Annotated in this window: 33 protein-coding genes; 27 read left to right on the top strand and 6 right to left on the bottom strand. The window is 61.6% G+C overall.

Annotated features, from left to right (window positions below; genetic code table 11):
• Positions 1 to 95: 95 nt before the first annotated feature.
• The 8 genes from BTW07_RS14795 to BTW07_RS14765 are packed head-to-tail and all read left to right on the top strand — an operon-like array spanning position 96 to position 3,027.
• Complete coding sequence (locus tag BTW07_RS14795) at positions 96 to 566, top strand: head completion/stabilization protein (RefSeq protein WP_075570949.1); 471 nt, start codon at positions 96 to 98, stop codon at positions 564 to 566.
• Entirely contained in the window at positions 563 to 775 is a 213-nt protein-coding gene (locus BTW07_RS14790) for a tail protein X (protein WP_075570948.1), read from the top strand. The genes BTW07_RS14795 and BTW07_RS14790 overlap by 4 nt, the downstream gene beginning before the upstream one ends.
• Before the next feature lie 4 nt (positions 776 to 779).
• Positions 780 to 1,076, top strand: a complete 297-nt coding sequence (locus tag BTW07_RS14785; protein ID WP_075570947.1) for a hypothetical protein — start codon at positions 780 to 782, stop codon at positions 1,074 to 1,076.
• Positions 1,073 to 1,576, top strand: a complete 504-nt coding sequence (locus BTW07_RS14780; protein ID WP_075570946.1) for a lysozyme — start codon at positions 1,073 to 1,075, stop codon at positions 1,574 to 1,576. Before BTW07_RS14785 ends, BTW07_RS14780 begins: the two co-directional genes overlap by 4 nt.
• The gene (locus tag BTW07_RS19440) at positions 1,573 to 1,941 is read left to right on the top strand and encodes a hypothetical protein (protein ID WP_083941909.1); all 369 of its coding nucleotides are present in this window, start codon (positions 1,573 to 1,575) and stop codon (positions 1,939 to 1,941) included. Before BTW07_RS14780 ends, BTW07_RS19440 begins: the two co-directional genes overlap by 4 nt.
• On the top strand, positions 1,826 to 2,104 hold the full coding sequence (gene lysC, locus BTW07_RS20345; protein ID WP_425272041.1) for an Rz1-like lysis system protein LysC: 279 nt from the start codon (positions 1,826 to 1,828) through the stop codon (positions 2,102 to 2,104). Before BTW07_RS19440 ends, lysC begins: the two co-directional genes overlap by 116 nt.
• On the top strand, positions 2,067 to 2,588 hold the full coding sequence (locus BTW07_RS14770; protein ID WP_075570945.1) for a phage tail protein: 522 nt from the start codon (positions 2,067 to 2,069) through the stop codon (positions 2,586 to 2,588). The genes lysC and BTW07_RS14770 overlap by 38 nt, the downstream gene beginning before the upstream one ends.
• Positions 2,578 to 3,027: a phage virion morphogenesis protein gene (locus BTW07_RS14765; protein ID WP_075570944.1), complete on the top strand. Its 450-nt coding sequence runs from the start codon at positions 2,578 to 2,580 to the stop codon at positions 3,025 to 3,027. Before BTW07_RS14770 ends, BTW07_RS14765 begins: the two co-directional genes overlap by 11 nt.
• Here the strand turns inward: BTW07_RS14765 and BTW07_RS14760 are convergent.
• Complete coding sequence (locus BTW07_RS14760) at positions 3,024 to 3,713, bottom strand: hypothetical protein (protein ID WP_075570943.1); 690 nt, start codon at positions 3,711 to 3,713, stop codon at positions 3,024 to 3,026. The two genes, BTW07_RS14765 and BTW07_RS14760, sit on opposite strands and share 4 nt — an antisense overlap.
• Before the next feature lie 161 nt (positions 3,714 to 3,874).
• Between BTW07_RS14760 and BTW07_RS14755 the strand changes: the two genes are divergently transcribed.
• From BTW07_RS14755 to BTW07_RS14720, 8 genes are all read left to right on the top strand, one after another.
• Complete coding sequence (locus BTW07_RS14755; RefSeq protein WP_083941907.1) at positions 3,875 to 4,513, top strand: phage baseplate assembly protein V; 639 nt, start codon at positions 3,875 to 3,877, stop codon at positions 4,511 to 4,513.
• Between the two features lie 8 nt (positions 4,514 to 4,521).
• Positions 4,522 to 4,863 (top strand): GPW/gp25 family protein, encoded by a 342-nt coding sequence (locus BTW07_RS14750; protein ID WP_244158377.1) that lies wholly within the window; start codon positions 4,522 to 4,524, stop codon positions 4,861 to 4,863.
• Position 4,864: 1 nt separating this feature from the next.
• Positions 4,865 to 5,764 (top strand): baseplate assembly protein, encoded by a 900-nt coding sequence (locus BTW07_RS14745; protein WP_075570940.1) that lies wholly within the window; start codon positions 4,865 to 4,867, stop codon positions 5,762 to 5,764.
• Positions 5,757 to 6,299 (top strand): phage tail protein I, encoded by a 543-nt coding sequence (locus BTW07_RS14740; protein WP_075570939.1) that lies wholly within the window; start codon positions 5,757 to 5,759, stop codon positions 6,297 to 6,299. Before BTW07_RS14745 ends, BTW07_RS14740 begins: the two co-directional genes overlap by 8 nt.
• Before the next feature lie 9 nt (positions 6,300 to 6,308).
• Positions 6,309 to 8,387, top strand: a complete 2,079-nt coding sequence (locus BTW07_RS14735; RefSeq protein WP_075570938.1) for a gp53-like domain-containing protein — start codon at positions 6,309 to 6,311, stop codon at positions 8,385 to 8,387.
• A gap of 3 nt (positions 8,388 to 8,390) precedes the next feature.
• The gene (locus BTW07_RS14730) at positions 8,391 to 9,005 is read left to right on the top strand and encodes a DUF4376 domain-containing protein (protein ID WP_075570937.1); all 615 of its coding nucleotides are present in this window, start codon (positions 8,391 to 8,393) and stop codon (positions 9,003 to 9,005) included.
• Positions 9,006 to 9,067: 62 nt separating this feature from the next.
• Entirely contained in the window at positions 9,068 to 9,877 is an 810-nt protein-coding gene (locus tag BTW07_RS14725; protein ID WP_075570936.1) for a hypothetical protein, read from the top strand.
• On the top strand, positions 9,877 to 10,239 hold the full coding sequence (locus BTW07_RS14720) for a HEPN domain-containing protein (RefSeq protein ID WP_075570935.1): 363 nt from the start codon (positions 9,877 to 9,879) through the stop codon (positions 10,237 to 10,239). Before BTW07_RS14725 ends, BTW07_RS14720 begins: the two co-directional genes overlap by 1 nt.
• 68 nt (positions 10,240 to 10,307) lie before the next feature.
• On the opposite strand, the gene BTW07_RS14715 is transcribed toward BTW07_RS14720, so the two are convergent.
• On the bottom strand, positions 10,308 to 10,637 hold the full coding sequence (locus tag BTW07_RS14715; protein WP_075570934.1) for a YegP family protein: 330 nt from the start codon (positions 10,635 to 10,637) through the stop codon (positions 10,308 to 10,310).
• Positions 10,638 to 10,940: 303 nt separating this feature from the next.
• Positions 10,941 to 11,582, bottom strand: coding sequence for a hypothetical protein (locus tag BTW07_RS14710; RefSeq protein WP_075570933.1), 642 nt, complete (start codon positions 11,580 to 11,582; stop codon positions 10,941 to 10,943).
• 122 nt (positions 11,583 to 11,704) lie between these two features.
• Here BTW07_RS14710 and BTW07_RS14705 point away from each other — a divergent pair, with 122 nt between their 5' ends.
• The 5 genes from BTW07_RS14705 to BTW07_RS14685 are packed head-to-tail and all read left to right on the top strand — an operon-like array spanning position 11,705 to position 16,594.
• Positions 11,705 to 12,889, top strand: coding sequence for a phage tail sheath protein (locus BTW07_RS14705; protein ID WP_075570932.1), 1,185 nt, complete (start codon positions 11,705 to 11,707; stop codon positions 12,887 to 12,889).
• Positions 12,890 to 12,906: 17 nt separating this feature from the next.
• Complete coding sequence (locus BTW07_RS14700; protein ID WP_075570931.1) at positions 12,907 to 13,419, top strand: phage major tail tube protein; 513 nt, start codon at positions 12,907 to 12,909, stop codon at positions 13,417 to 13,419.
• Between the two features lies 1 nt (position 13,420).
• Complete coding sequence (locus tag BTW07_RS20040) at positions 13,421 to 13,921, top strand: phage tail assembly protein (protein WP_208605412.1); 501 nt, start codon at positions 13,421 to 13,423, stop codon at positions 13,919 to 13,921.
• Between the two features lie 26 nt (positions 13,922 to 13,947).
• Complete coding sequence (locus BTW07_RS14690) at positions 13,948 to 14,112, top strand: GpE family phage tail protein (RefSeq protein WP_075570930.1); 165 nt, start codon at positions 13,948 to 13,950, stop codon at positions 14,110 to 14,112.
• Positions 14,066 to 16,594 carry a phage tail tape measure protein gene (locus BTW07_RS14685; protein WP_075570929.1) on the top strand — a complete coding sequence of 843 codons (2,529 nt, stop codon included), beginning with the start codon at positions 14,066 to 14,068 and terminating at the stop codon, positions 16,592 to 16,594. Before BTW07_RS14690 ends, BTW07_RS14685 begins: the two co-directional genes overlap by 47 nt.
• Here BTW07_RS14685 and BTW07_RS14680 read toward each other — a convergent pair.
• Positions 16,591 to 17,082: a hypothetical protein gene (locus BTW07_RS14680; RefSeq protein WP_075570928.1), complete on the bottom strand. Its 492-nt coding sequence runs from the start codon at positions 17,080 to 17,082 to the stop codon at positions 16,591 to 16,593. The two genes, BTW07_RS14685 and BTW07_RS14680, sit on opposite strands and share 4 nt — an antisense overlap.
• On the opposite strand from BTW07_RS14680, the gene BTW07_RS14675 reads away from it, so the two are divergent.
• Complete coding sequence (locus BTW07_RS14675; protein ID WP_075570927.1) at positions 17,081 to 17,524, top strand: phage tail protein; 444 nt, start codon at positions 17,081 to 17,083, stop codon at positions 17,522 to 17,524. The genes BTW07_RS14680 and BTW07_RS14675 overlap by 2 nt on opposite strands.
• Entirely contained in the window at positions 17,521 to 18,519 is a 999-nt protein-coding gene (locus tag BTW07_RS14670; RefSeq protein WP_075570926.1) for a phage late control D family protein, read from the top strand. Before BTW07_RS14675 ends, BTW07_RS14670 begins: the two co-directional genes overlap by 4 nt.
• A 51-nt stretch (positions 18,520 to 18,570) precedes the next feature.
• On the opposite strand, the gene BTW07_RS14665 is transcribed toward BTW07_RS14670, so the two are convergent.
• Positions 18,571 to 20,247, bottom strand: a complete 1,677-nt coding sequence (locus tag BTW07_RS14665) for a methyl-accepting chemotaxis protein (RefSeq protein WP_075570925.1) — start codon at positions 20,245 to 20,247, stop codon at positions 18,571 to 18,573.
• Between the two features lie 369 nt (positions 20,248 to 20,616).
• On the opposite strand from BTW07_RS14665, the gene BTW07_RS14660 reads away from it, so the two are divergent.
• Both BTW07_RS14660 and BTW07_RS14655 read left to right on the top strand, forming a co-directional pair.
• The gene (locus BTW07_RS14660; RefSeq protein ID WP_075570924.1) at positions 20,617 to 20,805 is read left to right on the top strand and encodes a type II toxin-antitoxin system HicA family toxin; all 189 of its coding nucleotides are present in this window, start codon (positions 20,617 to 20,619) and stop codon (positions 20,803 to 20,805) included.
• A 3-nt stretch (positions 20,806 to 20,808) separates the two neighbouring features.
• Positions 20,809 to 21,201 (top strand): type II toxin-antitoxin system HicB family antitoxin, encoded by a 393-nt coding sequence (locus tag BTW07_RS14655; RefSeq protein ID WP_075570923.1) that lies wholly within the window; start codon positions 20,809 to 20,811, stop codon positions 21,199 to 21,201.
• Positions 21,202 to 21,228: 27 nt separating this feature from the next.
• Here the strand turns inward: BTW07_RS14655 and BTW07_RS14650 are convergent, their stop codons facing one another.
• The gene (locus tag BTW07_RS14650; protein WP_144076917.1) at positions 21,229 to 21,579 is read right to left on the bottom strand and encodes a LexA family transcriptional regulator; all 351 of its coding nucleotides are present in this window, start codon (positions 21,577 to 21,579) and stop codon (positions 21,229 to 21,231) included.
• A gap of 164 nt (positions 21,580 to 21,743) precedes the next feature.
• Between BTW07_RS14650 and BTW07_RS14645 the strand changes: the two genes are divergently transcribed.
• Positions 21,744 to 22,187: a LexA family protein gene (locus BTW07_RS14645; protein ID WP_083941905.1), complete on the top strand. Its 444-nt coding sequence runs from the start codon at positions 21,744 to 21,746 to the stop codon at positions 22,185 to 22,187.
• On the top strand, positions 22,184 to 23,461 hold the full coding sequence (locus tag BTW07_RS14640) for a Y-family DNA polymerase (RefSeq protein WP_075570921.1): 1,278 nt from the start codon (positions 22,184 to 22,186) through the stop codon (positions 23,459 to 23,461). Before BTW07_RS14645 ends, BTW07_RS14640 begins: the two co-directional genes overlap by 4 nt.
• Positions 23,462 to 23,476: the final 15 nt, after the last annotated feature.

Below are 23,476 nucleotides of genomic sequence, written 5' to 3'. Positions count from 1 at the left end.
ACGGCAAGGGGGCACGAAGGTGACGGAAAGCCCAGGCTCTCCCGAAACCCTCGTCCACCCCCTTTTTCGGACCAATCATTCAGGAGGGACCGCCAATGAGCAGCTTCGTCGCCACCGGCAACGCCAGCGCTATCCAAGCGGACCCGATCCCCAACAACCCGTTCTGGCCGAACATCGACCCCGCTGAGTTCCGCAACGCCCACCGCATCGACGGCACGGTAACGCCCCAGCGAATCACCGATGTGCTGTTGACCGCGATGGCCACCACCAATCGCGTTTTGCGCCACTGGCAGGCAGAACAGATGGAGACCGGCTACCTGGTCGTCGATTCGGTACCGGAACCCATCTGGCAGCCGGCTGGCATCTATCCCGCGCTCTACAAGCGCGCCGTATTCGCCGAGGCCCATGCGCAGTTACTCGAGCGCTACCGCGATTACGACGCCACGGCGGCGAGCCGGGACCGCGGCGACCTCGATGACCAGACCAGCGACACCTACCGCCGCGACGCCCGCTGGGCGGTCAGCGAGATCCTCGGCCGCTCCCACGTCACGGTGGAACTGATATGAGCCGCACCGTCCGCAGCCTGCAGGGCGACACGCTCGATCAGCTCTGCTATCGCGCCTATGGCCAGACTGCCGGCGTCACCGAGCGAGTTCTTGAGGCAAACCCGGGGCTCGCCGATCTCGGCCCGATTCTGCCCAGCGCGACCCTCGTCACGCTGCCGGATATCGCCACCCAGGCGCCCAGCACACGCATCGTGCAGCTATGGGACTGACGCCATGAAACACAGGATCCGACATCGCCATCACCAGCCCGACCCCATCGTCGTGCTGATCACGCTACTCATCGCAAACGCAGGGATGACCATGGCCCAGCAGCTCAGCATCACCACCGAAGCCATCAAGACCACGCCGCCGGCCATCGTCTCGCTGCTCCATGCCGGGGGCATGACGCCGTCCGACTGGATCACGGTTCTGACGCTGGCGTATCTGGCGCTGCAGATCGGGCTGATCGTGCCCAAGTACCTGGAGAAACTCCGCAACTGGTGGGAACGGATTCGGGGAGATCGATCGTGAAGAATCTCGGTCGCTGGATCGGCGGCGGTGCTATCGGCGGCGCATGTGGCATCGCGCTGTCGATCTCCATCGGCGTCGTCAAACACTACGAGGGCACCGAGCTTGAATCCTATCCGGATCCAGTCGGCATCCCGACGATCTGCACCGGACACACCGGGCCGACCGTCAAGCTCCACCAGACCAAAACGCCGGAGGAATGCGAAGCGCTACTCGCCGGCGACCTGGGCAAAGCGTTCGACGCCATAGACCGCGACGTCTCGCCGGAGATCAACGCCACCATGCCGCCGGCTCGCCGTGCGGCGCTGGCCTCGTTCGTGTTCAACGTCGGCGAAGGGAAATTCGCCCGCTCGACGCTGCTGCGCGAACTCAACGCCGGCAATGTCCGCGCCGCCTGCGATCAGCTCTCCCGCTGGGTCTACGCCGGCGGCCGTAGACTCGCCGGCCTGGTCAAACGCCGCGCCACCGAACGCGAGCTATGTCTCGCTGGGCTCGAGCAGTGAAAACGCGGATCGTCCTCGTAATCGGCTCACTCGGCATCGCTGCATCCGCCGGCTGGCTCACCCGCGGCTGGCTCGAGGACAGCCACCGGCTGACCGCGATCGAGGCCGCTCGCGAAACGGCAAGCCAGGCACTCGCCCGCGAATCCGTCATCGCTGGCATCGTCGAAGCCAAGCTCTCAACGCTCGACGCCAACGAACGCATCATCGACCGGGGAATCATCCGTGAGATTGAAAAGCCGATGTATCGCAATGTCTGCCTTGGCGATGACGCTATCCGCTTGCTCAACGACGCCGCAGCCGGACGCGCCCCCGATTCAACAAACGCTGCTGACCCGCTGCCCGCAGACGCTCCCGCCGCTGACTGACGGCACCGGCCGCGATGTCGTGCTGACCATGCGCGACTGGGCCAGCCAGTACCAACGATGCGCCATCCGGCACAACGGACTCCTCGACGCACTGAACGCAACAGAAAGCGAAACGGACGCCCTCGATGAAAAAGCTCGACGCTCTACGCCAACACCTGATTGACGCCGTTCCCGGCCTGAGCCGCGACCCGGATCGCCTGCTTACGTTCGTCGAAGATGGCTCGATTGAATTCGCACGTGGCCCCAACCTCTCCCACGGCTACACATACACTGCCCAATTGGTGCTGACCGACTACGCCGCCGACATCGACGCCGTCATGATTCCGCTGCTCGACTGGCTCTCGATCTACCAGCCCGATCTCGACCCGAAACAGGCCGTCTCATTTGAGGCCGAGATCCTCAGTAACAGCGCCGTCGACCTGGCACTGCGCGTCCAGCTCACCGAGCGCGTCGTCGCCAAGCGCAACTGCCGTCCTGGTGAAAAGCGCGGCCAGATCCACGTCGAGCATCGCATGCCCAAGTTCGAGCGCGAGGAGTGTCCCGCCGAGCACTGGCAACTGCTCATCCGCAACGCCCACATCGACGGCGACTATGAACTGATTGCGGAATGGGATGGCCCACGGGAGCAAGGCGCCGATGGCCTCTGACGATCTCCAGCAACTCGACGACTGGCTCGCTCCGTTACTCGCCCGCCTCCAGGCGCATGAACGCCGCCGCCTTGCCCGCCTGGTCGCCACCGATCTGCGCCGCAGCCAGCGCGAACGCATCAAGAGCCAACACAACCCCGATGGCTCCCCGTTTACTCCGCGCCGCTCTCGCGATCGTCAGGGCGTAATCCGCCGGGATGCCATGTTCTCGAAGATCCGCACCGCCAAATACCTGCGCACTCGCAGCTCGCCCAACGGTGCCACCGTTGGCTTTTTCGGCCGCGTCGCCAGCATCGCCCGCACTCACCAATATGGCCTGCGCGATCGGGTCAGCGAGAACGGACCCCGTGTGAAATACGCCGAACGCGAGCTGCTCGGGTTCAGCGATGCCGATCGCCAGCGTGTCAGCGACGGCATTCTTGATTATCTGGATAGCTAGAGATCGGCGATGGAAGCCAATGCGCGGTTGCGAGTTGAGGTACCAGGAGCATACCGAGGATGAGTCGTCCTGAAGCACGGGATATCGCCAAGCCGGAACTCCCAGAGCAGTCGGGGTTCACGGACTATCGAGTCTGAGTAGCCGCCGAACCGAAGCGAAAACTGTTTGATGAAACCGTCGTACCCCGGACCGGTCGTGAAGAGAATAGCTTGGGGTTTCACCACCTCGATCTGAGCAGCTAGAAGGTCGTAGGAAAGCGCGAGCACCTGCTCAAGTTCTGCCTTTGGACGTTTCTTGGGAGAGCCCCGGCGATAGGCGCAGGCAATCAGATTTGCCCATTGCAGGGTGTGAGGCTGAAGGGATAACTCCCGCTCGGACTGTCGGAGGAATTGGAGGAATCGGTACTTCGAAGGTGGCATTAGCCGCGTTTCGAGATAACGCTCCATCGCACGGTCAATGTAGTCAACCGCTTTCCCGTCTGCCGATGCTTCTATCCACCGCGTCAGCGAGCCATTCCATTGGCGTGTTTCCTGGCCCACCACCATGACTCGCCGCTGAGGCATCTCATTCCCGGTTGGCACCGAGGGCAGAAATAGGCCGGTGTAATCGGCGGCGACAGGCTTCAGTGGAGCGAGGTCGTATTTGGACAGAATCAAACTGTAAAGCTCTTCGATATTCTGCAGCATCCATCCAGCTCCTTATGGCAATACAGCGAAACATCGGCCTATCGGGAGCTTTCTGTAACCGCCCGTTCTACAACGCGCACCGCTCGCCACCCGGCGCCAGGCTGCGGACGATAGCGACATAGCCACTCAGCCCGTCCGTAGTCCTGGGGAATAGCCGCGCCATGAATTCCGTCGAACTCGTCCGACTGCTCAACAACCTGATTCGACTCGGCACGGTCAAAGAGATCGATCACGCCGCCGCTAGGGTGCGCGTGCAGTCCGGCGATCTGCTCACTGACTGGATTCCGTGGCGTGAGCAGCGCGCCGGCCAGACCCGCACCTGGAACCCGCCGACAAAAGGCGAGCAAGTCGTACTACTCGCCCCCGGCGGCGAGATGCGCGGCGCCGTCGTGCTCATGGGTATCAACTCCAGCAACAACCCCGCGCCTGTCAACGACCCCAACCTGACCCACTGGCTGATGCCGGATGGTGCCGTGATCGAATACGACCACGAAGCAAGCCACCTACGCGCCACGCTCCCCGGGTCGGCATCGGTCGACGCCCAGGCCGATGTCACCGTCACTACCGCCGCCGCGCTCACCGCGACTGCGGCCGGTGGCGCCACGATCAACGCCAATGTCGTCATCAACGGCAACGTCACGTTGAACGGCAACCTCAGCCAGCCCAGCGGTAAGACCGCGACCATGGCCGGTGACGTCAAATTCACCGGTGCCGTCACCAGCAACGGCAAGAACATCAGCTCGTCGCATACGCACGAAGACGTTCAGCGCGGCAACGACGTATCAGGGGAGGTCGTTTGATGCCTGGCATGAATCGCACAAACGGCACCGCGCTGGATGGCGTCGAACACATCCGCCAATCCGTCGCCGACATCCTGACAACGCCGATCGGCTCCCGCGTCATGCGCCGGGATTACGGCTCACTGCTGCCCGAACTCATCGACCAGCCACTCAATGGCGCCACGGCCCTGCGTGCCTACTCAGCCACCGTCGTCGCGCTCATGCGCTGGGAACCGCGAATCCGCGTGCGCCAGATCACTCGCACGGTTTCGACCACACGCCCGGGCCGCCTCGATCTCAGCATCACCGCACGCCGGACTGACACCGGCGACGACGTCACCCTCGACGTCGCGCTGACGGGAGACATCTGACATGGCCGGAGGATTCACCGCCGTCGATCTGTCGCGTCTTCCGGCGCCAGGCGTCGTTGAGGAAATCGAGTTCGAGGCCATCTTCGAGGCGATGCTCGCCGACCTGCGTGCGCGGGATCCCAGCTTCGACGTCACCGTCGAATCGGACCCGGCCTACAAGGTTTTGCAGGTCGCGGCCTACCGGGAAATGCTCCTTCGCCAGCGCATCAACGAAGCCGCCAAGGGCGTCATGCTCGCCTACGCCATCGACGCCGATCTCGACCAACTTGGCGCGCTCTACGGCGTCGAGCGCCAGACGCTCAGCGAGGGCGACCCGGACGCGATTCCACCGGTACCAGCCACTTTCGAGAGCAACGCCGACTACCGCCGCCGCATCCAGCTGTCGCTCGAAGGGTTCTCGACTGCCGGCCCCGAGGGCGCCTACGTGTTCCACGCGCTGTCGGCCGATGGCGCAGTGCTCGATGCCAGCGCGACCAGCCCATCACCGGGTGAAGTCGTCGTCACCGTGCTTTCCCGCAACGACAACGGCAACGCGCCAGCGTCGCTGCTCGCCGCCGTCGACACGACCCTTTCGGCCGAGGACGTCCGGCCGCTGACCGATCACGTCACCGTGCAGTCGGCCGAGATCGTCGAGTACGCCATCGATGCCACGCTCTACTTCTACGCTGGGCCGGATCGCGAGGTCGTCATGCGCCAGGCGCGGGAACGGGCCAGCGAATATACCGAGCAACAACACCGCCTCGGCCTCGACGTCACGATGTCCGGTCTCTACGCCGCGCTTCATCAACCGGGCGTGCAACGCGTCGAGATCGTCGAGCCAACTGCGAGCATCGTCGTCGACCGTACCCAGGCGACCTACTGCACGGCCATAGACCTGACCGATGGGGGCCTCGATGAATAGCGCAAACCTCCTACCGCCCAATGCCACCGCCGCCGAGCGCGCCCTCGAGGCGACCACGGCGACGGCGAGCGATCTACCGGTACCGCTGCGCTCGCTCTGGAACCCGGACACCTGCCCGGCGGACCTGCTGCCATGGCTCGCCTGGGCAATGTCGCTGGATTCCTGGCAGCCGTACTGGCCAGAACGCATCAAGCGTCAGCGCATCAGAGACGCCATCGAGATCCAGCGCCGCAAGGGCACCGCCAAGAGCGTGCGCGACGTCGTCCGTTCCTTCGGCGGCAGTCTGGCGCTACGCGAGTGGTGGCAGAAAGCCGACAAGGGAGAGCCCCACACCTTCGATGTGGTGCTGACGCTCGGCTCGGACGTCCCCAATAACGCCGAGTTTCAACAGGACATCGTCGACGAGATCAGCCGCATCAAGCCAGTCCGATCGCATTTCACCTTCACCGCCGGATTGACCGCGTCCGGCGGCGTCGGTATCGCCGGGGCCGCGCGCCCGATCATCTACCGCCGGCTTTCGGCCACTGCTCAATAGAGGATCCCCATGGCCATTGTCTTCACCATCACCGACGCCGGCCGCGCCGCGCTCATCGATCCCGACAACAACGGCACCAACTCCGTGGTCATCGCCGAGGTCGGGCTGGGGTCCGGGCGTTACGCGCCGGCGAAGGACCAGACCGAGTTGGAAGCGCCGATCAAGCGCGTGGACACCATCGCCGGCCAGGCGGTCTCCGACGACACGCTACACGTCACCGTTCAGGACGAAACCGGAGACGCCTACCAGGTCGGCGAGATCGGCCTGTTCACCGATGCCGGCGTACTGTTCGCGGTCTACTCGCAGAGCGACTGGATCATCGAGAAAGCGGCACCGGCCACGCTGCTACTCGCCACCGACCTGGTAGTCGAATCGCTCGATGTCTCGAGCATCACCTTCGGCGATGCCGCGTTTCTCAATCCCCCGGCGACCGAGACGGTCCTGGGCGTGATCGAGATTGCCACCCAGGACGAGGTGGACGCCGGTACCGATCGCCGTCGCGCCGTCGTCCCGCGCACGCTGAAAGAGCTGCTCGACAAGGTGCTCAAGGCGTACGCGACGGTAAAGCAACTCGCGGATCACGCCGCGAGCCGCGACCACCCAGCCGCAACAACGTCGGCCCAGGGCATGATCGAGCTCGCGACCTACGCCGAAGCCAGGGACGGCGCTGACAACACTCGAGCCGTCACGCCTGCAGGCAATAAAGTCGCACTCGATGCCCACCGAACGGAAACCGGCGCGCACGCGGCGGACCGGATCTCGCTCGGTGCGCTCGCCACGCTCGGCAACCCGAAAACGGTACAGGCGGCGCTCGCGGCGCTGGGCTCAGCAGCAGTTCGAAATGAGGGCGCAGGTGGCGGGCTGGACGCGGACAAGCTCGATGGGCTTCAGGCCAGCCAGTTCCTGCGTAGCGACGCCGGTAACACCCGCGTGCCCTTTGGCTCGACCAGTGACACGAACTGGGATGGGCTCGTCTACGACGAAGGCGACAACACACTCGCGTTTTATGCGGATCAACAACCTGACAAAGACACGCCGCGCATCCTGTTGGGACCTGGCTACATCGAGGCTGCCGGAGACCGCTTCTACGACAATGGCAACCTGATAATCAAACAAAAGGTCAAGGCAGAATCTCTCGAAGTGGATGGCGACGTGACGGTCGGCGGCACGCTGGACATGAAAAACAAGAACGTTATCAACGCCAATAGCTACACCATCAACGACGCCGGCTACGGCGAAGGCTTCATGCTGCCGACCTACTCATTCGTCGAGAGCGGCAGCTATTCATATATCCGGGACGATACCAATGGCGAGAATGTTTTTGCCTTTGGTCGTGATTTCTCCAAGGCTTACAAGTCGTTCGGCGTCGGCGCTAATCCAAGTGGGGACTTTGACAACGGAACGGCGCTGGCATTGGCGGATAACGACTCCGGCGTGCGTGGCGTTGGCGACGGCCAGATCGAGGTATGGGCTAATGATCAGCGTCAAATGGTTGTCACGAGGAGCACAGTTCGAGTCGATAACGAGCTGGTCGTTAGTGGTGCTCTTTCCGCCAAGTCGGGCGGCATTTCAGTGTCCACTGACCTCAGCATGGGCAACAAGGACATTACCGGCGTCAACAAAATCCGGATCAACGACGACGGTACCAGTGAAGGCTTTATGCTCCCAAGTTACGGATTCGTGGAGAGCGGTGGGCACGCTTATATTTTGCATGTCGATGCTGACGGAAATTACAGCGGCAAGCCTCATACCCAACTCAACGATGACGGCGAAATTTATACGGGCTTCTACGTTGGTGCCAATGGCTATAAGAAAGTCTGGCATGACGGCCATTCGAAAAGGACCAACAGTTACGTGGTATTCCCCAATGGATTGATCATCCAGTGGGGCAACGCCTCTGCGACATCGGGCAGAAAGTCGATAACGACAGATTTTCCCATTCCGTTTCCTAACGACTGCATGATCGCCGTGGGTTGCGATAACGAAGACGCTTACCCCGACCCCGTAGGCATTGGCTGGAGCCGAACACAGGTAAGTACAACGACGGATGAAAACGGGATCGTTCGTTACATCGCCATTGGATACTGAGCTATGAAATTCTCCCCATCGACTAAGCAGTTTTTCCCCGCCGAGCTGATATCGGTTTATACCGCCGCTGGCACGCTACCGGCTGACGTGATCGATATCAGCGCCGAAACTTTCGACGAGTTCGTCAGTACCGAAAAGCCTGCGGGCAAGGTGGTCGGCGCTGATGCCGCTGGCACGCCGGTGTGGGTCGATTCCCCGCTCGATCCCATATCGGATATCGCCCAGCGGCAGCGCCGCATGATCGACAAGGCGCTCGACGCCGCCCTCGCTGCCGGCATGGCCTACACCCTGCCCGACGGCAGCGACGACGTGATCCAGACCCGACCCGATCAGGACGAAGCGAACCTGCTTGGCCTGGCGATCGAAGCCCGGGATCTGCGCACCGCCGGCGAGACCGGCGCGGTCATGTCGCTGCGCGCTAAATCGAACACCGTCTATTCGCTCACGCCCGAGCAGATGATCGCGTTGACCGACGCCGCAAAAGAGTTCAAACAGGCGCTGCTGGCCAAGTCATGGCAATTGAAGGACGCCGTCAGCGCGGTCCTGGAGGCCGGGGATCGCGCCGCGCTCGAGGCGATCACATGGGACACCGACTCCACTGACCAGCCCAAAAATTGACGCTGCGCAGGAAAGTACCGAAGATGAAGCGGTTTCGAAGTAACACTCTCTAAGGTCATCCAATGCCTCAGCCGCTCACCCGAGCCAATGCCGTCACCCAAATCCTTGGCGAGCTCCAGCGAATGGAAGCTCGGCGGGGCTGTGGTGATACGCTCGGTGACCGCCGTCTGCAGCGGTCCCTCGCTAGCCTGGATCAAAGCTCCGAGAGCGAAGTCGCGAGAAGAGCCATCCAGGCCCAGTGGGACAGAGACTTTCCCGCTTTCGACGCTGCCGCTGAAATGCTTCTCGATATGGACGACCTAAGTGAACCCGGGACGACCTACGTCAACTTCGCCCTCATGTGTCACTACGCACTCAATGCAGATCTTTGCGCGCGATTGAATCGCAGGGCACTCCAGTTCAACCGAAGCGACCAGGTATTTGTTGAAACAGTGGCGAGAAACGCTTGGCACGCTGGCGATATCAAGATCAGCGACCAAGCGACCGCCCGGTTGGGCAAGCTCAACGCAGAGAGTTATGAGGAGCTGCGAGACCTAATTCAAGAGAGCAGTGAATTGCTCGTACTTCATGGAGTTACGCATGACGCGTTCCAGCAGTATGTGCAATGTCTCTTCGAACTGATCCGAGGCTTCGTTGCGAACAAGACCGATGTTCGGCTCGTCTCGGGAGTAGACATTGAGGATTACGAAGACGGTCACCAAGAGCTGCTCGTTATGTTCGATCTCGATCTAGACGACGACACCCTCGACGCCATCGACGAGGCACTGCTGGAGCTGCGCTCCGACGCGGATCGCGTGAATCCGGCGCTAAACAAGTGCGTGGGCGTGCTGGTCCGCGACTACCCCCAGAGTCTCGACGCCGAGGCCTGTTGATGCCGGACCGCCTGCTCACCATCGCTCAGGAACAGCTCGACGCTACACCTACCGACCAAGCCCGTTTGCGCAGCGCGATCAATCGGGCTTACTACGCCGCTTTCCTCACCGCAAGGGCTTACTGCGAACAGAAGCAGCTTCCAGCCGGCACCGGGGCCAGCCACGAGAAAGTGATCGGCTCACTGATCGACCGCCGAGATCTCGCGCGGTACGGCAACCAGCTCAACGACATGAAGCGGCTTCGCCACAAAGCTGATTACGACTGGGATAGAGACGTCTCCCATCGCGATGCCAAGAAAACCTTGAAGACGTGTCGCGAGCTAGTGGCGTTTTTCCAGCTCATTAACCCGCCTGCCGAATAAGCCCGCCTCCCGGCGGGCTTTTCGTATCCAACTCACTCGGCACAGCCGCCACTGGGCCGGTCAGTAGATCAGGGCTTGTCTTTCGTCGGGCCTTTGCCATTCGTCTTGCAGGACTCGATGCCGTTGTCACGCGCCGAAGCGGAGCTATACATCTCGCTGGTGCCAATAATTTCGCCGTTCCCCGCCTTGAGCACGAAATATGGGCTGTCGTCCTTGGCGACCTTGCGCTCGTAGCGCGCGTCCTCCTGCGTGTTCTTGCGACAGGACTCTATCCCGTTCTCCGCGCCGCTCTTCGTCGTATAAAGCTGGCTGCTCAGGATCTTCTCGTGATTGCCTGCTTTCAGGTTGAAGTGATACTTGCCACTGTCGTTCTGGGTCAGTTCGTAGTAACCGGCCATGCTCGACTCCTTTTGTCTGGCATCAGGATCGGCGGGGAAGCACCATAAGGCCCCCCACCGAGTTCCACTCATACTCTCTTTAAGTGACATAGAGCAACACTGTGGGGAGATAGGTAGCCGATAGTTCTAGGAGCCGAGCACCCGCTCTATTACGCCCTTACCGCGCGTCAGTGCCTGCCGCGGCCAGGCTTCACGGCAACGTGATGAACGGTGCCTTTATCGCCAAGCGCTACGGGCCGCGGTTGGAGTTGGGGCGGTAGGCACCCGAAGAACGAGAAAGCCCGCCGGGTGGCGGGCTGAAAGTTAAGTTGATCGGAATCTACCTTTTGGAATTTCTAATATGATTTCCTTGAATTTATCCACTGAAACTTTTAAATCTCTGGGCATGGAATCCAGACTTGCCCAAGGCAAAACACACTGTCGGTAGCACGAAAAGGCAATGTAGTAGTGGTTTCTCCCAAACTTAGACATGGCTGACAGGTCCACCCGTTCAGCATCGGGGTGGGCGAAGTGCTTGTTCCGAATCTTGACTAGGGACGCTACGAAACTATCAGACCAATCAACTTCGATATCTCGCGACGGCTCATCGTTCTCGAAGGCGCGTTGAGCGGCCTCTCCCACCATCTGGTTAACCTTCTCAGCGATCAAGTGATTGTTTTTAGGGTCGATACTGAACTGTTTAATGATCCACTTTTTGAGTCCCCCTGGGGCTAGATCCTGGTCTAGCTCAACGCAAAGTTTCAGCGATTCATATAAATGAGCAACCCAAGAAACGCAATGCTGCTGAAGCACGAACCAGTACAGATCCCCTCGAGTCTCTTTGGCAATAAACTCTCCTGCTAGAAGATTAGTGAACGACTCAAAGGCGACACGACATCTGAGTGCTTCAAGATTCAATTGCACTCTGAGAGATGCGTCGACTTTCCTTGCATCTAAATGCCCCATTATCCCTTCCTTATTGTCAAGTCACGTTCTACAACGCCAACCGCTCGCCCCACTCTACCAGCCGCCACACCATGGACGCCCTGAACTGCCTAAAAAGCCCCGTTCCCTGATCAGGATCCATCATGGCACTCGACCAAAATCACCACGGCGTGCGCGTCTCCGAAGTGAACGATGGCACGCGCGTCATTCGCACCATCTCCACCGCCGTTATCGGCATCGTCGCCACCGCCTCCGATGCTGATGCCGACGTCTTCCCGCTCAACCAGCCCGCGCTGGTGACGAACGTGGCCACCGCGATCGGCAAGGCCGGCGACACCGGCACGCTGAAAAACGCGCTGACCGCGATCGGCAACCAGGCCAAGCCGATCATCGTCGTGGTCCGCGTGGCGGACGGTGAAGACGACGCCGACACCAGTGCCAACGTCATCGGCACCACGCTCGAAAACGGCCAACGCACCGGCCTGCAGGCGCTGATGACCGCAAAGCAAAAGCTCGGCGTTACGCCGCGCATCATCGGTTGCCCGGACCTCGACACCCAGGAAGTGGCCACGGCCATGGTCTCGGTGCTGCAGTCGCTGCGAGCGTTCGGCTACGTCTACGCCAATGGTTGCCAGACTATCACCGACGCCACCGAATACCGGGACCAGTTCGGCGCCCGTGAACTGATGGTGATCTGGCCCCAGTTCGAGGCGTTCGATACCGATGGTGCCGAGACCGTCTCGACCAGCCCCGTCGCCGTGGCACTCGGCATGCGCGCCAAGCTCGATGAAACCGTCGGCTGGCACAAAACCCTGAGTAACGTCGTCGTCAACGGCGTCACCGGTATCGACCGTGACGTCTTCTGGGATCTGCAATCGCCCAATACCGACGCCGGCATCCTCAACGCCGCCGACGTCACCACGCTCATCAACCAGAGCGGCTATCGCTTCTGGGGCTCACGCACCTGCGCCGGCCCGGAATCCCTGTTCCCGTTCGAGAACTACACCCGCACCGCGCAGATCCTCGCCGACACCATCGCCGAGGCGCACCTGTGGGCCGTGGACAAGCCGCTTCACGCCTCGCTGGCGCGAGACATCATCGAGGGCATCAACGCCAAGTTCGCCGAGCTGCGCTCGCTGGGCCTGATCGTCGATGGCATCGCCTGGCTGAACGAAGAGCTCAACGACGCGACCAGTCTCAAGGCCGGCAAGCTGCGCATCGATTACGACTACACCCCGGTACCGCCGCTCGAGGATCTCGGGTTTCAGCAGCGCATTACCGACACGTATTTGGCGGATTTTGCCGACCGCGTTAACGCCTCGGCTTGAACAGGAGACTCTGAACGATGGCACTCCCCAAGAAACTCAAGGGTCTGAACCTGTTCGGCAACGGTGATTCGTACCAGGGCCAGGTGCAGTCCGTCACGCTACCCACGCTGACGCGCAAGATCGAGGAATGGCGTGGCGGCGGTATGGACGGCACCGTCGGCATCGACATGGGCATGGACGGCCTGATGACCTGCCAGTGGACCGTCGGCGGGCTGATCGAGAGCATCTTCGACAATTTCGGCGCCAGTCGCATCGACGCTGACCTGTTGCGCATGACCGGCAGCTACGAGCGTGACGACGTGGACGAAGTCTCCGCCGTCGAAGTCGTCATGCGCGGTCGTCACACCGAGATCGACATGGGCGATGCCCAGTCCGGCGAAAACACCGAGCACCAGGTCACCACCACGCTCAGCTATTACCGCCTGGATATCGACGGAACCACCAAGATCGAGATCGATCTCCCGAACAACGTCCTCAAGGTCAACGGCGAAGACCGCCTTGCCAAGCGGCGCCAGGCACTCGGCATCTGACATGAATAACCACGTGAATGCCGTTCGCGGCCTGTGCTGTGCCCTCCTGACGATCCTCGCGATGTGGATTTACCCCATCGCGCTGATCGAGGGTCTGCCCGGCTGGGTCAACGGCATTCCTGTGGTGCTGGTTTACTTCATCGCAAGCGGCGCGAATGCGCCAAGACCCAACTGGAGAAAGATCATGGCCCAGGCCAAAGCCAAGACCGCCACAACCAACGTCAGCGACTCGATCCCCCTCGACACGCCCATCCAGCGCGGCGAGACCACCATCGAATCGATCACACTGCGCAAGCCGCAGGCCGGCGAGCTGCGTGGCGTCAATCTCGCCGACGTGCTGCAGATGCAGACCGACGCGCTGATCAAGCTGATCCCGCGCCTCTCCAGTCCGTCGCTCACCGATCACGAGGCGCGCCAGATGGACCCGGCCGACCTGGTGCAATGCGGCGGTGAGATCGCCGGTTTTTTGCTCTCGAAGCGGGCACGGGGCGAGACCGAGTAAGCCTCCCCGCAAGTATCGAGGACGCGATGGCGGATCTCGCCATCGTCTTCCACTGGACCCCCACCGACTGCGCGGAGCTCACCCTCCGCGAACTGATGGAATGGCGCGAGCGCGCCCGCAAACGCTCATCCTCCGAGGACTCCCATGGCGCGCGATCTCAAACTCCAGGTCATCCTCGACGCCGTCGATAAGGCGACCGGGCCGCTCAAGAAGATCACCCAGGGCAGCGGCAAGACTGCCGATGCCCTGCGCGCCAGCAAGGACGAGCTACGCAAGCTCGAGCGCCAGCAGCGTGACCTCGGCTCCTTCCGCAAACTCCGCGAAGCCACGCGCGAGAACGGCGAAGCCCTTGCCGCCGCCCAGGAACGGCTGCGCCAGATGCGCAGCGAGCTGAAGCAGACAGACGCCCCCACCGACAGGTTTCAGCGCCAGTTCAAGCAGACCAGCGACGAAGTCGACCGCCTGACGGGCAAGATGGGCGATCAGCGCCGTCGCCTGGGCGAACTGCGCACGGGCCTGCGCGAGGGTGGCATCAGCACCGATAACCTCGGGCGTAGCGAAAGCCAGCTCGCCGACCGGATCCGGGAAGCCAACACCCAGTTCGATGCCCAAAAGCGGAAAATGGGCCAGGTCGCCGAAGCGCAGCGCAAAGCCCAGCGCGCCAGCGACCAATTCCACCGAGGCATCGGGCGAACGAATGCCATCCGTGGCGCCGGCATGACGGGCCTCGCCACCGGTGGCGCCGCGCTCTACGGCGCAGCGAACGTCTTGCAACCGGGTATCGAGTACGGCGAGACCATGAGCCGGGTGCAGGCGCTGACGCGGCTGGACAAGGAAGACCCGCGCTTTGCCGCGCTCAAGGAGCAATCCCGCGCCCTCGGCGCGAGCACCGCATTCAGCGCCTCCGATGTCGGTCGCGGCCAGGCCTTTCTCGCCATGGCCGGCTTCACCCCGGAATCGATCGGCAAGGCGATTCCGGACATGCTCAACCTGGCGCTGGCCAACAACACCGATCTCGGCCGCACCGCCGATATCAGCTCCAACATCCTGTCGGGCTTCGGGCTCGATCCCAATCAGATGGGCCGCGTCGCCGACGTGCTGACCGCGACGACCACACGCGCCAACGTCGATCTCGAGATGCTCGGCGACTCGATGAAGTACGTCGCGCCCCAGGCCAAGGCGATGGGCCTCTCGCTCGAGCAGGCCGCCGCCATGGCCGGGCTGCTGGGCAACGTGGGGATTCAAGGCAGTCAGGCCGGCACCACGCTCCGCGCGATGATGACCCGACTCGCAGCACCCACCGGCGCTGCCGCCGGCGCGCTCCAGACGCTGGGCGTCAGCGCCAAGGATGCACAAGGCGACCTGCGTGACGTGCCGAAGATCCTCGCCGACGTGGCCAAGGCCACCGAGAACATGGGCAACGCCGATCGCGCCAACTATCTGAAGCAGATCTTCGGCGAGGAACCCGGCGCCGGCATGGCCGAGCTGATCGCCCAGCAGGGCGCCGCCGGCATCGAGAAGTTCGTGGAGATGTACAAGGACGCCACCGGCGAGAGCGCCCGCGTCGCCAGCACCATGGCCGACAATATCGGCGGCGATCTCAAAGGGCTGCGTTCGGCGTGGGAAGAAGTCGGAATCTCGATCACCGACACCAACGAAGGCCCGCTTCGCGATCTGATTCAGAATGTCACCGCGATCACCCGCGGCATCGGTAGTTGGATCAAGGCCAACCCGGAGCTGGCCGGCGTGCTCGCTCGCGTCGCCGCCGTGCTGGCCGTCGTCGTGGCTGTCGGCGGTGCGCTGACCGTCATGCTGACCTCGATCCTCGGCCCGATTGCCGCCGTGCGCTACGCCCTCACCCTGCTGTCGCTCAACCCGGCATCGCTGACCATCATGGCCATCGTCGCCGCCGTGGCCGCGCTTGCCGGCATCGCCTACGTCGTCTACCGCAATTGGGGATCGATCAGCGAATGGTTTGCCCAGCGCTGGCAGGACGTGAAGACCGCCTTCAGCGGCGGAATCGGCAGCATCGCCAAACTGCTGATGAACTGGTCGCCGTTCGGTCTGATCTACCGTGCCATCACCGCCGCGCTCGAAAAGCTCGGCGTCGAGATCCCGGGCAAGTTCAAGTCCCTGGGCGGCTTCATCGTCGACGGCCTCATCGGCGGCCTGACGGGCAAGCTCGGCGCGCTGAAAGACAAGGTCAGCGGCATCGCCGACGACGTCAAAGGCTGGTTCGCCGACAAGCTCGACATCCACTCACCGTCCCGCGTGTTCGCGCGGCTTGGCAGCTACACCATCGATGGCCTGAACGTCGGCCTAGATCGCCAGCGCGATGAGCCGGTGAAGCGCATCGCGGAGATCGCCAAGCGCGTCAGCAAGGCCGGCGCCGGTATCGCCCTGGGCGCCGCCACCCTGCCCGCTGCGGCCATGCCAGGCATCGACGCCGGCGACCCGATCCGCTTCGACACGCGGCCCCCGATCAGTACCGGCGGCAGCCAGCAGATCATCGACAACAGCATTCACCTCGGCGACATCAACGTACCGGCGGCCCCAGGCGTAGACGCGCAGGAAATGGCCCGCCTCGTCGCCATTGAAGTGCAGCGCGCCCTCGCCGATGCGCAGCGTCAGCAAGCCGCCCGCGGCCGCTCGTCGATGTGGGATCGGGATTAGATGAGCCTAAGCTGTTTTTGAGAATCAGAATGATAAAAAGCCAGCCATACCAGGTTCATCACAGCTCCGAGAATTCCAATGATCATAAGGGTCAGCGGACCAAAAACGGCAGTTTGTCGCGCTTGGCTGGCTCCACTAATCACCATGTCTGCCGGTACAAAATGCAGCGAGACGGCCGCGACGAACATGGTGATAGAAAATAGGGCTATCAAACGTATCGGTTTTACCCTTGATCCTCTAAACCCGAGGAGCGAAGCAACACCTGCAATCAAGCCAAACACCTCCCATGAAGGGAAACCTTTAACTGCACTCATGAATTCGGCATCGGTCGGTTGAAAGTTATACGCCAAGTACTGGATCAAGGCGGCAAAGAGGAAAAGTCCGATTAAACTTTGATTCGCAAAAATGGCCGCCAAGTCCGTCTTTGGAAAAGGCTTTTTCATATTTTCTTTTCGGACTCTACGAATCTTCTGAAGGATGTTTTTCATGCTCATGGCCCTCGGCATGTTTGTGTTCGAAACCCAAACCGTACCCTACCAGCAAATCCAGCGCGCGACCGAGTGGCGCCACGCCTCGCAATCGCGCGTTGGCGACCGTCCGGCGTATCAGTACATCGGCCCGGGCACGGATATCATTACCCTGACCGGCACGCTGCTGCCGGAATTCACCGGCGGCCGGCTGGATCTTGACGACATCCGCGAGATGGCCGACCAAGGCAAGGCCTGGCCACTGGTCGAAGGCACCGGGCGCCAGTACGGTCTATGGGTCATCACCAAAGTCGATGAAACCTCGAGCGTGCTGTTTCGTGACGGCGCCGCCGGCAAGATCGAATTCACGCTCTCGCTCGAGCACGTTGACGATGATCGAACCGACCTGCTCGGTGACTTCACCACGTCATCGCTCGCCCGTCTGGCAGGGGCCTACGCATGAGCAACGCCAACGGCTACCACCGACCCGGCTATCGCATCACGCTCGACGGGCAAGACATCACGCCACGCATCAACGGCCGGTTGATCAACCTGCGCATCACCAGCCAGCGCGGCGGCGAGGCCGACCAGCTCGATATCAGCCTGACCGATCATGACGGCCGCCTGGCGCTGCCACCCCACGGCGCCCCGCTGAGCGTGGCGATCGGCTGGCAGGACGAGGGCCTGATCGACCGCGGCGTGTTCATCGTCGACGAGGTCGAGCACAGCGGCTCTCCGGATCGCGTGACCATCCGCGCCCGTGCCGCCGACATGCGCAACCTGCTACCTGGCAAGCGCTCGCAAAGCTGGCACGGCATCACGATCGCCGAGATCGTCGACACCATCGCCAAGCGCCACGACCTCACCCCAATCATCGGCGACACCCTTGCCGGCATCCGCATTGGACACATCGACCAGACCGACGAATCGGATCTCAATTTCATCACCCGCCTGGGCCAGCGCTTCGATGCCATCGCCGCCGTGAAATCCGAGCGTATGCTGTTCACCCTCGCCGGCGAAGCGCTCACGGCCAGCGGTATCGCCCTGCCGCGCGTTACGCTCACCCGACGCGATGGCGACCAGCACCGCTACAGCCGCACCGATCGCGACAGCTACACCGGCGTCCGCGCTCACTGGAACGACACCGCCGGCAGCAAACGAAAAACGGCTATCGCCGGTACCGGTGACAAGTTCAAGGATCTGCGCGACACCTACGCCACCGAAGCCGACGCCCTGGACGCCGCCAAAGCCGAGCTGCGCCGGGTCCAGCGGGGAAAGGCCACGTTCGAACTGACATTGGCCCACGGCCGTGCCGACCTCATGCCTGAAACTCCGCTCACCCTCACCGGCTGGAAAGCCGACATCGACACCGCCGAATGGCTGATCACCGAAGTCGAAGACAGCCTCGATGACAACGGATACCTTTCCCGATTGCGATGTGAAGTCAAAAGCCCTTAATAAAAAAACCCCGGAAAACCGGGGTTAGCAAACGATCGATGGAAGGCTCGTTTAGAACGCGGTCCACTCTTCTTCAACTTCTCGAGCAGTTTTCGGCGCTTTGACCGGCAAGGCAACGCTGGGCCTGGCGATACTTCCCCCAACATTCTCCTTCACTGGAGGCGCGGAACCATATTTCTCATCGACCTTGAATTTGGCGACCAGACTGGCGAGGTGCTTCGCTTGAATCTCGAGAGAAGCCGAGGCTGTACTAGTCTGCTGAACCAAAGAAGCATTCTGTTGTGTGACGGAGTCCATCTCGGTAACCGCAACATTGACCTGCTCAATGGCGCTAGTCTGCTCTCGCGTTGCAGAAGAGAAATCCTTCATGAGGGCCGAAACCTTGCGGACCGACTCGACGATCTCACCCATCGTTTGACCGCTGCGCTCAGCCTGTTTTGCGCCGTCAGCGATGTGCGTTGAAGTCAGCGCGACAGTGGAGCGAATCTCCTTGGCAGAAAGCGCACTACGGCTTGCCAAAGACCGGACTTCATTGGCCACTACCGCGAAACCTCGGCCTTCCTCACCGGCCCTGGCTGCTTCGACGGACGCATTCAGCGCCAGAATATTTGTCTGGAAGGCAATAGAATCGATGACCTCTACCAACTCATCGATTTTTTTCGAGCTACCCGCGATAGTCTGCATGAGCTCTATGGTGAGCTGAATGTCCTTGCTCCCCATCTCCGCCGTATTGGCAGCACTCGCGGATAGCCGATCCGCTTCAGTCGCCGACTCAGCATTCTGGCGAACCGTCGAAGTAATCTCCTCCATACTCGCCGCGGTTTCCTGAAGCGCCGCAGCCTGCTCTTCAGTACGCGCTGACAAGTCCACACTACCCGATGCCACTTCGTTGGCACCTGTGTAGACGTCCCCGCTGCTGGCACGAAGGGAGCTCACCAGCTCGCTGAGATTGTGCTGCATCTCATTCATCGAGCCGAGCAGCATCGCCAACTCGTCCTTGCCCTTGGGCTCGACGCTGGAGGTCAAATCCCCCTCCGCCACACGCCTCGCCAACTCGACGGCCTTCCGTAACGGCAGGACAATACCGCGAGTTATCACTACCGCAAGAATGCTAGCCAGGGCCAACGCCGCCAGAGCCGAAATGATGAGAGCCCACAAGGCAGTCGTGTATTGGGCATCGATCGTCTCGTCAGTTTGCGCCACCCGCTCCTGAACGGTCTCATTGATACTGGCCGCGACCTTCTCCAGCTGATAGATCGACTGTTTGTACTCGCCCAGTGCCTCGTTGGCATTCGCTGTCGATGTCAGTTGGCCATTCTGAATTTGCTGCACTATCGCGGAGTAGCCACGTTCATAGCTCGTCAAAGCCTCCGCACCGTCGCGGTAGAGCGCCTCAATGGCAGGCGTCTGTGCTAGCTGCCGCCCCGTGTCGAGCGTTGTCAGCAGGTTTTGATAAGACGTTATCCATCGATCACGATAGCTCTTGACCTGATCGGCATCCGCGATGTTGATCAAGGTATCTTTTTCGAAACGCCGAAGTTGCAGCGCTTGCTTTTCGACGTTTGCTGCATTGAATCCCAGCGCGACATCGCGATCGAGCGCGACCTGGGCAGTATCCTGAATTGACTTCAAGCCGATAATACCGGCACCCATGGTTGCCAGTAACAGCAGCAGAATGAGGCCGAACCCGATACCGAGTCTGGTACCGATCTTTAAGCGTGAGAGCATGGCGTATTCCAGTGTAAGAAATTGCTTACGCAATATCGGCTCGCAAGCCGCTACCTGAAGTTAACTTAGTAAGCAAATGCTTCTAACCAGATACCTTTAGAATCACAGCGCCGGCCTGACCACCACACCCAGCAGCATCTCTTCCTGGTAAACAACGACTCCCGGCCGTGCGGCGGGATCAACCGATGGCGGCAGCCAAACCGGCACCCAACAACGACACCGGTGGCAGCCAGCACTGGTCAACATCGACGGGCGCGGCTGGCCGATCATCCAAGTGGAAGACAACCTCGATGACAACGGCTATGGCACGCGCATGAAGTGCGAGAGGAGGAATTGACCGGCGACCAATGTTGCGCAAAAATACACAACATGAAAAGCGCAGACGTCATCAAACGATTGGAAGCCGAGGGCTGGCGACACGTCGGCGGCAAGGGCGATCACATGAAGTACAAGCACCCCGAAAAGCCGGGCCATGTTGTCGTCCCGCATCCCCGAAAAGACATCGCCACCGGCACACTGCGCAATATCTATCGTCAAGCCGGTTGGGCCTGGAGGTAACACATGCTCTACCCCGTCTATATCCACAAAGACCCTGACACCGCCTATGGCGTCACCTTTCCCGACTTCCCCGGCTGCTTCTCGGCAGCTGATGAAATGGCGGATCTGCCTCGCATGGCGCAGGAAGCCGTCGAAGTCCATTTCGATGGGGAAGATATGGCGATCCCCACGCCCTCGACGCCAGAAGACTGGGAGGGCCACGAGGATTTTCAGGATGGCTACTGGATGCTGATCGACATCGATCTATCCAAGGTCAATACCCGAGCCGTGCGGGTGAACATCAGCCTGCCCGAATCGCTCGTTGCCAAAATCGACAACGCGGCAAAGGCTCGCCACCTTAGCCGATCGGCTTTTCTAGCGATGGCGGCTCAGCACGAAATGAGCGAATCTCGCTAACCTGCATAGCGGGGCCAATGGCCCCGCTCACACCACATACCTCCGCGCCTGGCTGACCACCACGCCCAGCAGCATCTCTTCCCGCGCGAATAGCGACTCCCGGCCGTGCAGCGGTATCAGCCGCACGCGGCCGCCGATTCGCCACGCCCTCGCCAGCAGGTGCTCGCCTTCCACCTTGGCGATCGTCAGATCCTCATTGCCGATCATCCGATCCTCGTCCGCGATCAGCACGTCACCCTCGATCAGTGGCCCGTCGAAGCCGGCGCCCGCCTTCAGCTCGACCGCAAAGCAGCTCGCCGGAAAGCTACTCAGGTCATAGCCCGTCAACGCTGGATGCCCCAGCCCCATCATTACTGGCCCCAGATACTGAACCTGCATCGTTTCCCCACGTATGCATTTTTTTCATGATCGTTCGGGGCCGCGTCGTGGCCGGCCCCGTTCCGTTTTCGGCCACCGGGATACCAAAGAATCATTTGCCCGGTGACCGCCTTTCAATAAATACTGTATACCCATACAGCATTTTAAAGGAAGGCGAATGCACCATGTCCAACGTCAAACTGATCGGCATCATGCGGCCGGATTCCCCACGTGTTGAAATCCCCTGCCCCGATATTCTGGCCCGCTGCGGCATCGCCGGGTTTGCCAGCCCGGCCGAGGACTACGCCGGCCGCGCGCTGGATCTGAACGAGAAGTTCATCAAGCACAAGGCCGCGACGTTTCTGTTCCAGGCGGTGGGCGATTCGATGGAGGAATACCGCATCCAGGAAGGCGACTACCTGATCGTCGATCGCTCCATCACGGCCCGCGCCGGCCATATCGTACTGGCGCTGGTCGAGGGAGAGTTCACGGTCAAGAAATGGATCGAGCGCGGCCAATGGCAACTGCTCTGCTCCGGCGGTAACCGCTACCCGCCGATTCCCCTCAACGGCGTCGAGTCGCAGATCTGGGGCGTGGTGCGCTCGAACCACATCGAGTTCCCGGTATGATCGCGATCGTCGATTGCAACTCGTTCTACGTCAGTTGCGAACGGCTGTTCAAACCGCACCTGAACGGCAAGCCCGTCGGCGTCATGAGCAACAACGACGGCTGCGTCATCGCGCTCAGCAACGAGCTCAAAGCGCTCGGCGTGAAGATGGGCACACCGGCCCACTACCTGAAGGAACAGGTCGCCCGCGGCGAGATCACTCTGTTCTCCAGCAACTACGAGCTCTACGGCGATATCAGCACCCGCGTGCAGGCGGTGCTGGAAGAATTCAGCGCCGGCATCGACCCCTACTCCATCGACGAGTGCTGGGTGAATTTCGACGGCTTCGCCCCCGGCCAGCTCGAGGACCACGCCCGGGAACTCCGCCGGCAGGTGAAGCAGTACACCGGCATCCCCGTGTCGATCGGCGTCGCCCCCACTCGGACGCTGGCCAAGGTGGCCAACCGCGCCTCGAAGAAGATCGAAGGCTTCGGCGGCGTCTGCGTACTCTACCCCGACAGCCCCCAGACCAAGGGCCTGTTGCAGCGTTTCGAATTGGGCGACGTTTGGGGCGTCGGCCGCCGCCTCGCCGAGAAGCTCGGCAACATGGGCATCAACACCGCCTGGGACCTGCGCAACCAGAACGCCAAAGAGATCCGCCGCCGCTTCTCCGTCACCCTCGAGCGCACCGTGCTCGAGCTGCAGGAAACGCCCGCGATAGAGATGATCGGCATGGACTTCGCGCGCGAGCGCATCATGACCAGCCGATCGTTCGGCCGGCTCACCAACGACAAAGGCGAGATCCGCGAAGCCATCCGGCAGCACGCCCAACGCAGCGCCGAGAAGCTGCGCAAGCAGGGTTCACTCTGTCGCGCGGTGCTCGTCTTCCTGCGCACCAACCCCCACCGGCAGGATCTCGCCCAGCACAACCCCAGCATGATCATCGAACTGAACAACCCCACCGACGACAGCCGCGAGATCGTCGCCGCCGCGATCCAGGTACTCGAACGCCTCCACGCGCCTAACAAGCGCTACATGAACGGCGGCGTGATGCTGATGGATATCTGCGAGCGTGGCACCGAGCAGCTCTCACTCCTGGGCACGCAGCAAAGTGACGCCGAGCGTCAGCGCAGCGAGAAGCTCATGGGCGTGATGGACGAACTGAACCAGAAAATGGGGCGCGGCACCGTCAGAATCGGCACACCCAGTGCCGGCGCGGCATGGCATCTGCGCTGCGCGCACCGGTCACCGCGATATACGACGAGGTGGGAAGAGATACCGCCGGTACGGCTATGAGATAGACAGTGACGT

It is taken from the genome of Salinicola socius, assembly GCF_001937195.1.
Taxonomy (GTDB): domain Bacteria; phylum Pseudomonadota; class Gammaproteobacteria; order Pseudomonadales; family Halomonadaceae; genus Salinicola; species Salinicola socius.
This window is presented reverse-complemented; position numbering and strand designations above follow the sequence as displayed.

What these genes read in the sequence shown, in the direction of transcription:
- BTW07_RS14795 (WP_075570949.1), top strand. Translation starts at nt 96, where the DNA reads ATGAGCAGCTTCGTCGCCACCGGCAACGCCAGCGCTATCCAAGCGGAC.
- BTW07_RS14790 (WP_075570948.1), top strand. Translation starts at nt 563, where the DNA reads ATGAGCCGCACCGTCCGCAGCCTGCAGGGCGACACGCTCGATCAGCTC.
- BTW07_RS14785 (WP_075570947.1), top strand. Translation starts at nt 780, where the DNA reads ATGAAACACAGGATCCGACATCGCCATCACCAGCCCGACCCCATCGTC.
- lysC (WP_425272041.1), top strand. Translation starts at nt 1,826, where the DNA reads ATGTCTGCCTTGGCGATGACGCTATCCGCTTGCTCAACGACGCCGCAG.
- BTW07_RS14770 (WP_075570945.1), top strand. Translation starts at nt 2,067, where the DNA reads ATGAAAAAGCTCGACGCTCTACGCCAACACCTGATTGACGCCGTTCCC.
- BTW07_RS14765 (WP_075570944.1), top strand. Translation starts at nt 2,578, where the DNA reads ATGGCCTCTGACGATCTCCAGCAACTCGACGACTGGCTCGCTCCGTTA.
- BTW07_RS14760 (WP_075570943.1), bottom strand. Translation starts at nt 3,713, where the DNA reads ATGCTGCAGAATATCGAAGAGCTTTACAGTTTGATTCTGTCCAAATAC.
- BTW07_RS14755 (WP_083941907.1), top strand. Translation starts at nt 3,875, where the DNA reads ATGAATTCCGTCGAACTCGTCCGACTGCTCAACAACCTGATTCGACTC.
- BTW07_RS14750 (WP_244158377.1), top strand. Translation starts at nt 4,522, where the DNA reads ATGAATCGCACAAACGGCACCGCGCTGGATGGCGTCGAACACATCCGC.
- BTW07_RS14745 (WP_075570940.1), top strand. Translation starts at nt 4,865, where the DNA reads ATGGCCGGAGGATTCACCGCCGTCGATCTGTCGCGTCTTCCGGCGCCA.
- BTW07_RS14740 (WP_075570939.1), top strand. Translation starts at nt 5,757, where the DNA reads ATGAATAGCGCAAACCTCCTACCGCCCAATGCCACCGCCGCCGAGCGC.
- BTW07_RS14735 (WP_075570938.1), top strand. Translation starts at nt 6,309, where the DNA reads ATGGCCATTGTCTTCACCATCACCGACGCCGGCCGCGCCGCGCTCATC.
- BTW07_RS14730 (WP_075570937.1), top strand. Translation starts at nt 8,391, where the DNA reads ATGAAATTCTCCCCATCGACTAAGCAGTTTTTCCCCGCCGAGCTGATA.
- BTW07_RS14725 (WP_075570936.1), top strand. Translation starts at nt 9,068, where the DNA reads ATGCCTCAGCCGCTCACCCGAGCCAATGCCGTCACCCAAATCCTTGGC.
- BTW07_RS14720 (WP_075570935.1), top strand. Translation starts at nt 9,877, where the DNA reads ATGCCGGACCGCCTGCTCACCATCGCTCAGGAACAGCTCGACGCTACA.
- BTW07_RS14715 (WP_075570934.1), bottom strand. Translation starts at nt 10,637, where the DNA reads ATGGCCGGTTACTACGAACTGACCCAGAACGACAGTGGCAAGTATCAC.
- BTW07_RS14710 (WP_075570933.1), bottom strand. Translation starts at nt 11,582, where the DNA reads ATGGGGCATTTAGATGCAAGGAAAGTCGACGCATCTCTCAGAGTGCAA.
- BTW07_RS14705 (WP_075570932.1), top strand. Translation starts at nt 11,705, where the DNA reads ATGGCACTCGACCAAAATCACCACGGCGTGCGCGTCTCCGAAGTGAAC.
- BTW07_RS14700 (WP_075570931.1), top strand. Translation starts at nt 12,907, where the DNA reads ATGGCACTCCCCAAGAAACTCAAGGGTCTGAACCTGTTCGGCAACGGT.
- BTW07_RS20040 (WP_208605412.1), top strand. Translation starts at nt 13,421, where the DNA reads ATGAATAACCACGTGAATGCCGTTCGCGGCCTGTGCTGTGCCCTCCTG.
- BTW07_RS14690 (WP_075570930.1), top strand. Translation starts at nt 13,948, where the DNA reads ATGGCGGATCTCGCCATCGTCTTCCACTGGACCCCCACCGACTGCGCG.
- BTW07_RS14685 (WP_075570929.1), top strand. Translation starts at nt 14,066, where the DNA reads ATGGCGCGCGATCTCAAACTCCAGGTCATCCTCGACGCCGTCGATAAG.
- BTW07_RS14675 (WP_075570927.1), top strand. Translation starts at nt 17,081, where the DNA reads ATGCTCATGGCCCTCGGCATGTTTGTGTTCGAAACCCAAACCGTACCC.
- BTW07_RS14680 (WP_075570928.1), bottom strand. Translation starts at nt 17,082, where the DNA reads ATGAAAAACATCCTTCAGAAGATTCGTAGAGTCCGAAAAGAAAATATG.
- BTW07_RS14670 (WP_075570926.1), top strand. Translation starts at nt 17,521, where the DNA reads ATGAGCAACGCCAACGGCTACCACCGACCCGGCTATCGCATCACGCTC.
- BTW07_RS14665 (WP_075570925.1), bottom strand. Translation starts at nt 20,247, where the DNA reads ATGCTCTCACGCTTAAAGATCGGTACCAGACTCGGTATCGGGTTCGGC.
- BTW07_RS14660 (WP_075570924.1), top strand. Translation starts at nt 20,617, where the DNA reads ATGAAAAGCGCAGACGTCATCAAACGATTGGAAGCCGAGGGCTGGCGA.
- BTW07_RS14655 (WP_075570923.1), top strand. Translation starts at nt 20,809, where the DNA reads ATGCTCTACCCCGTCTATATCCACAAAGACCCTGACACCGCCTATGGC.
- BTW07_RS14650 (WP_144076917.1), bottom strand. Translation starts at nt 21,579, where the DNA reads ATGCAGGTTCAGTATCTGGGGCCAGTAATGATGGGGCTGGGGCATCCA.
- BTW07_RS14645 (WP_083941905.1), top strand. Translation starts at nt 21,744, where the DNA reads ATGTCCAACGTCAAACTGATCGGCATCATGCGGCCGGATTCCCCACGT.
- BTW07_RS14640 (WP_075570921.1), top strand. Translation starts at nt 22,184, where the DNA reads ATGATCGCGATCGTCGATTGCAACTCGTTCTACGTCAGTTGCGAACGG.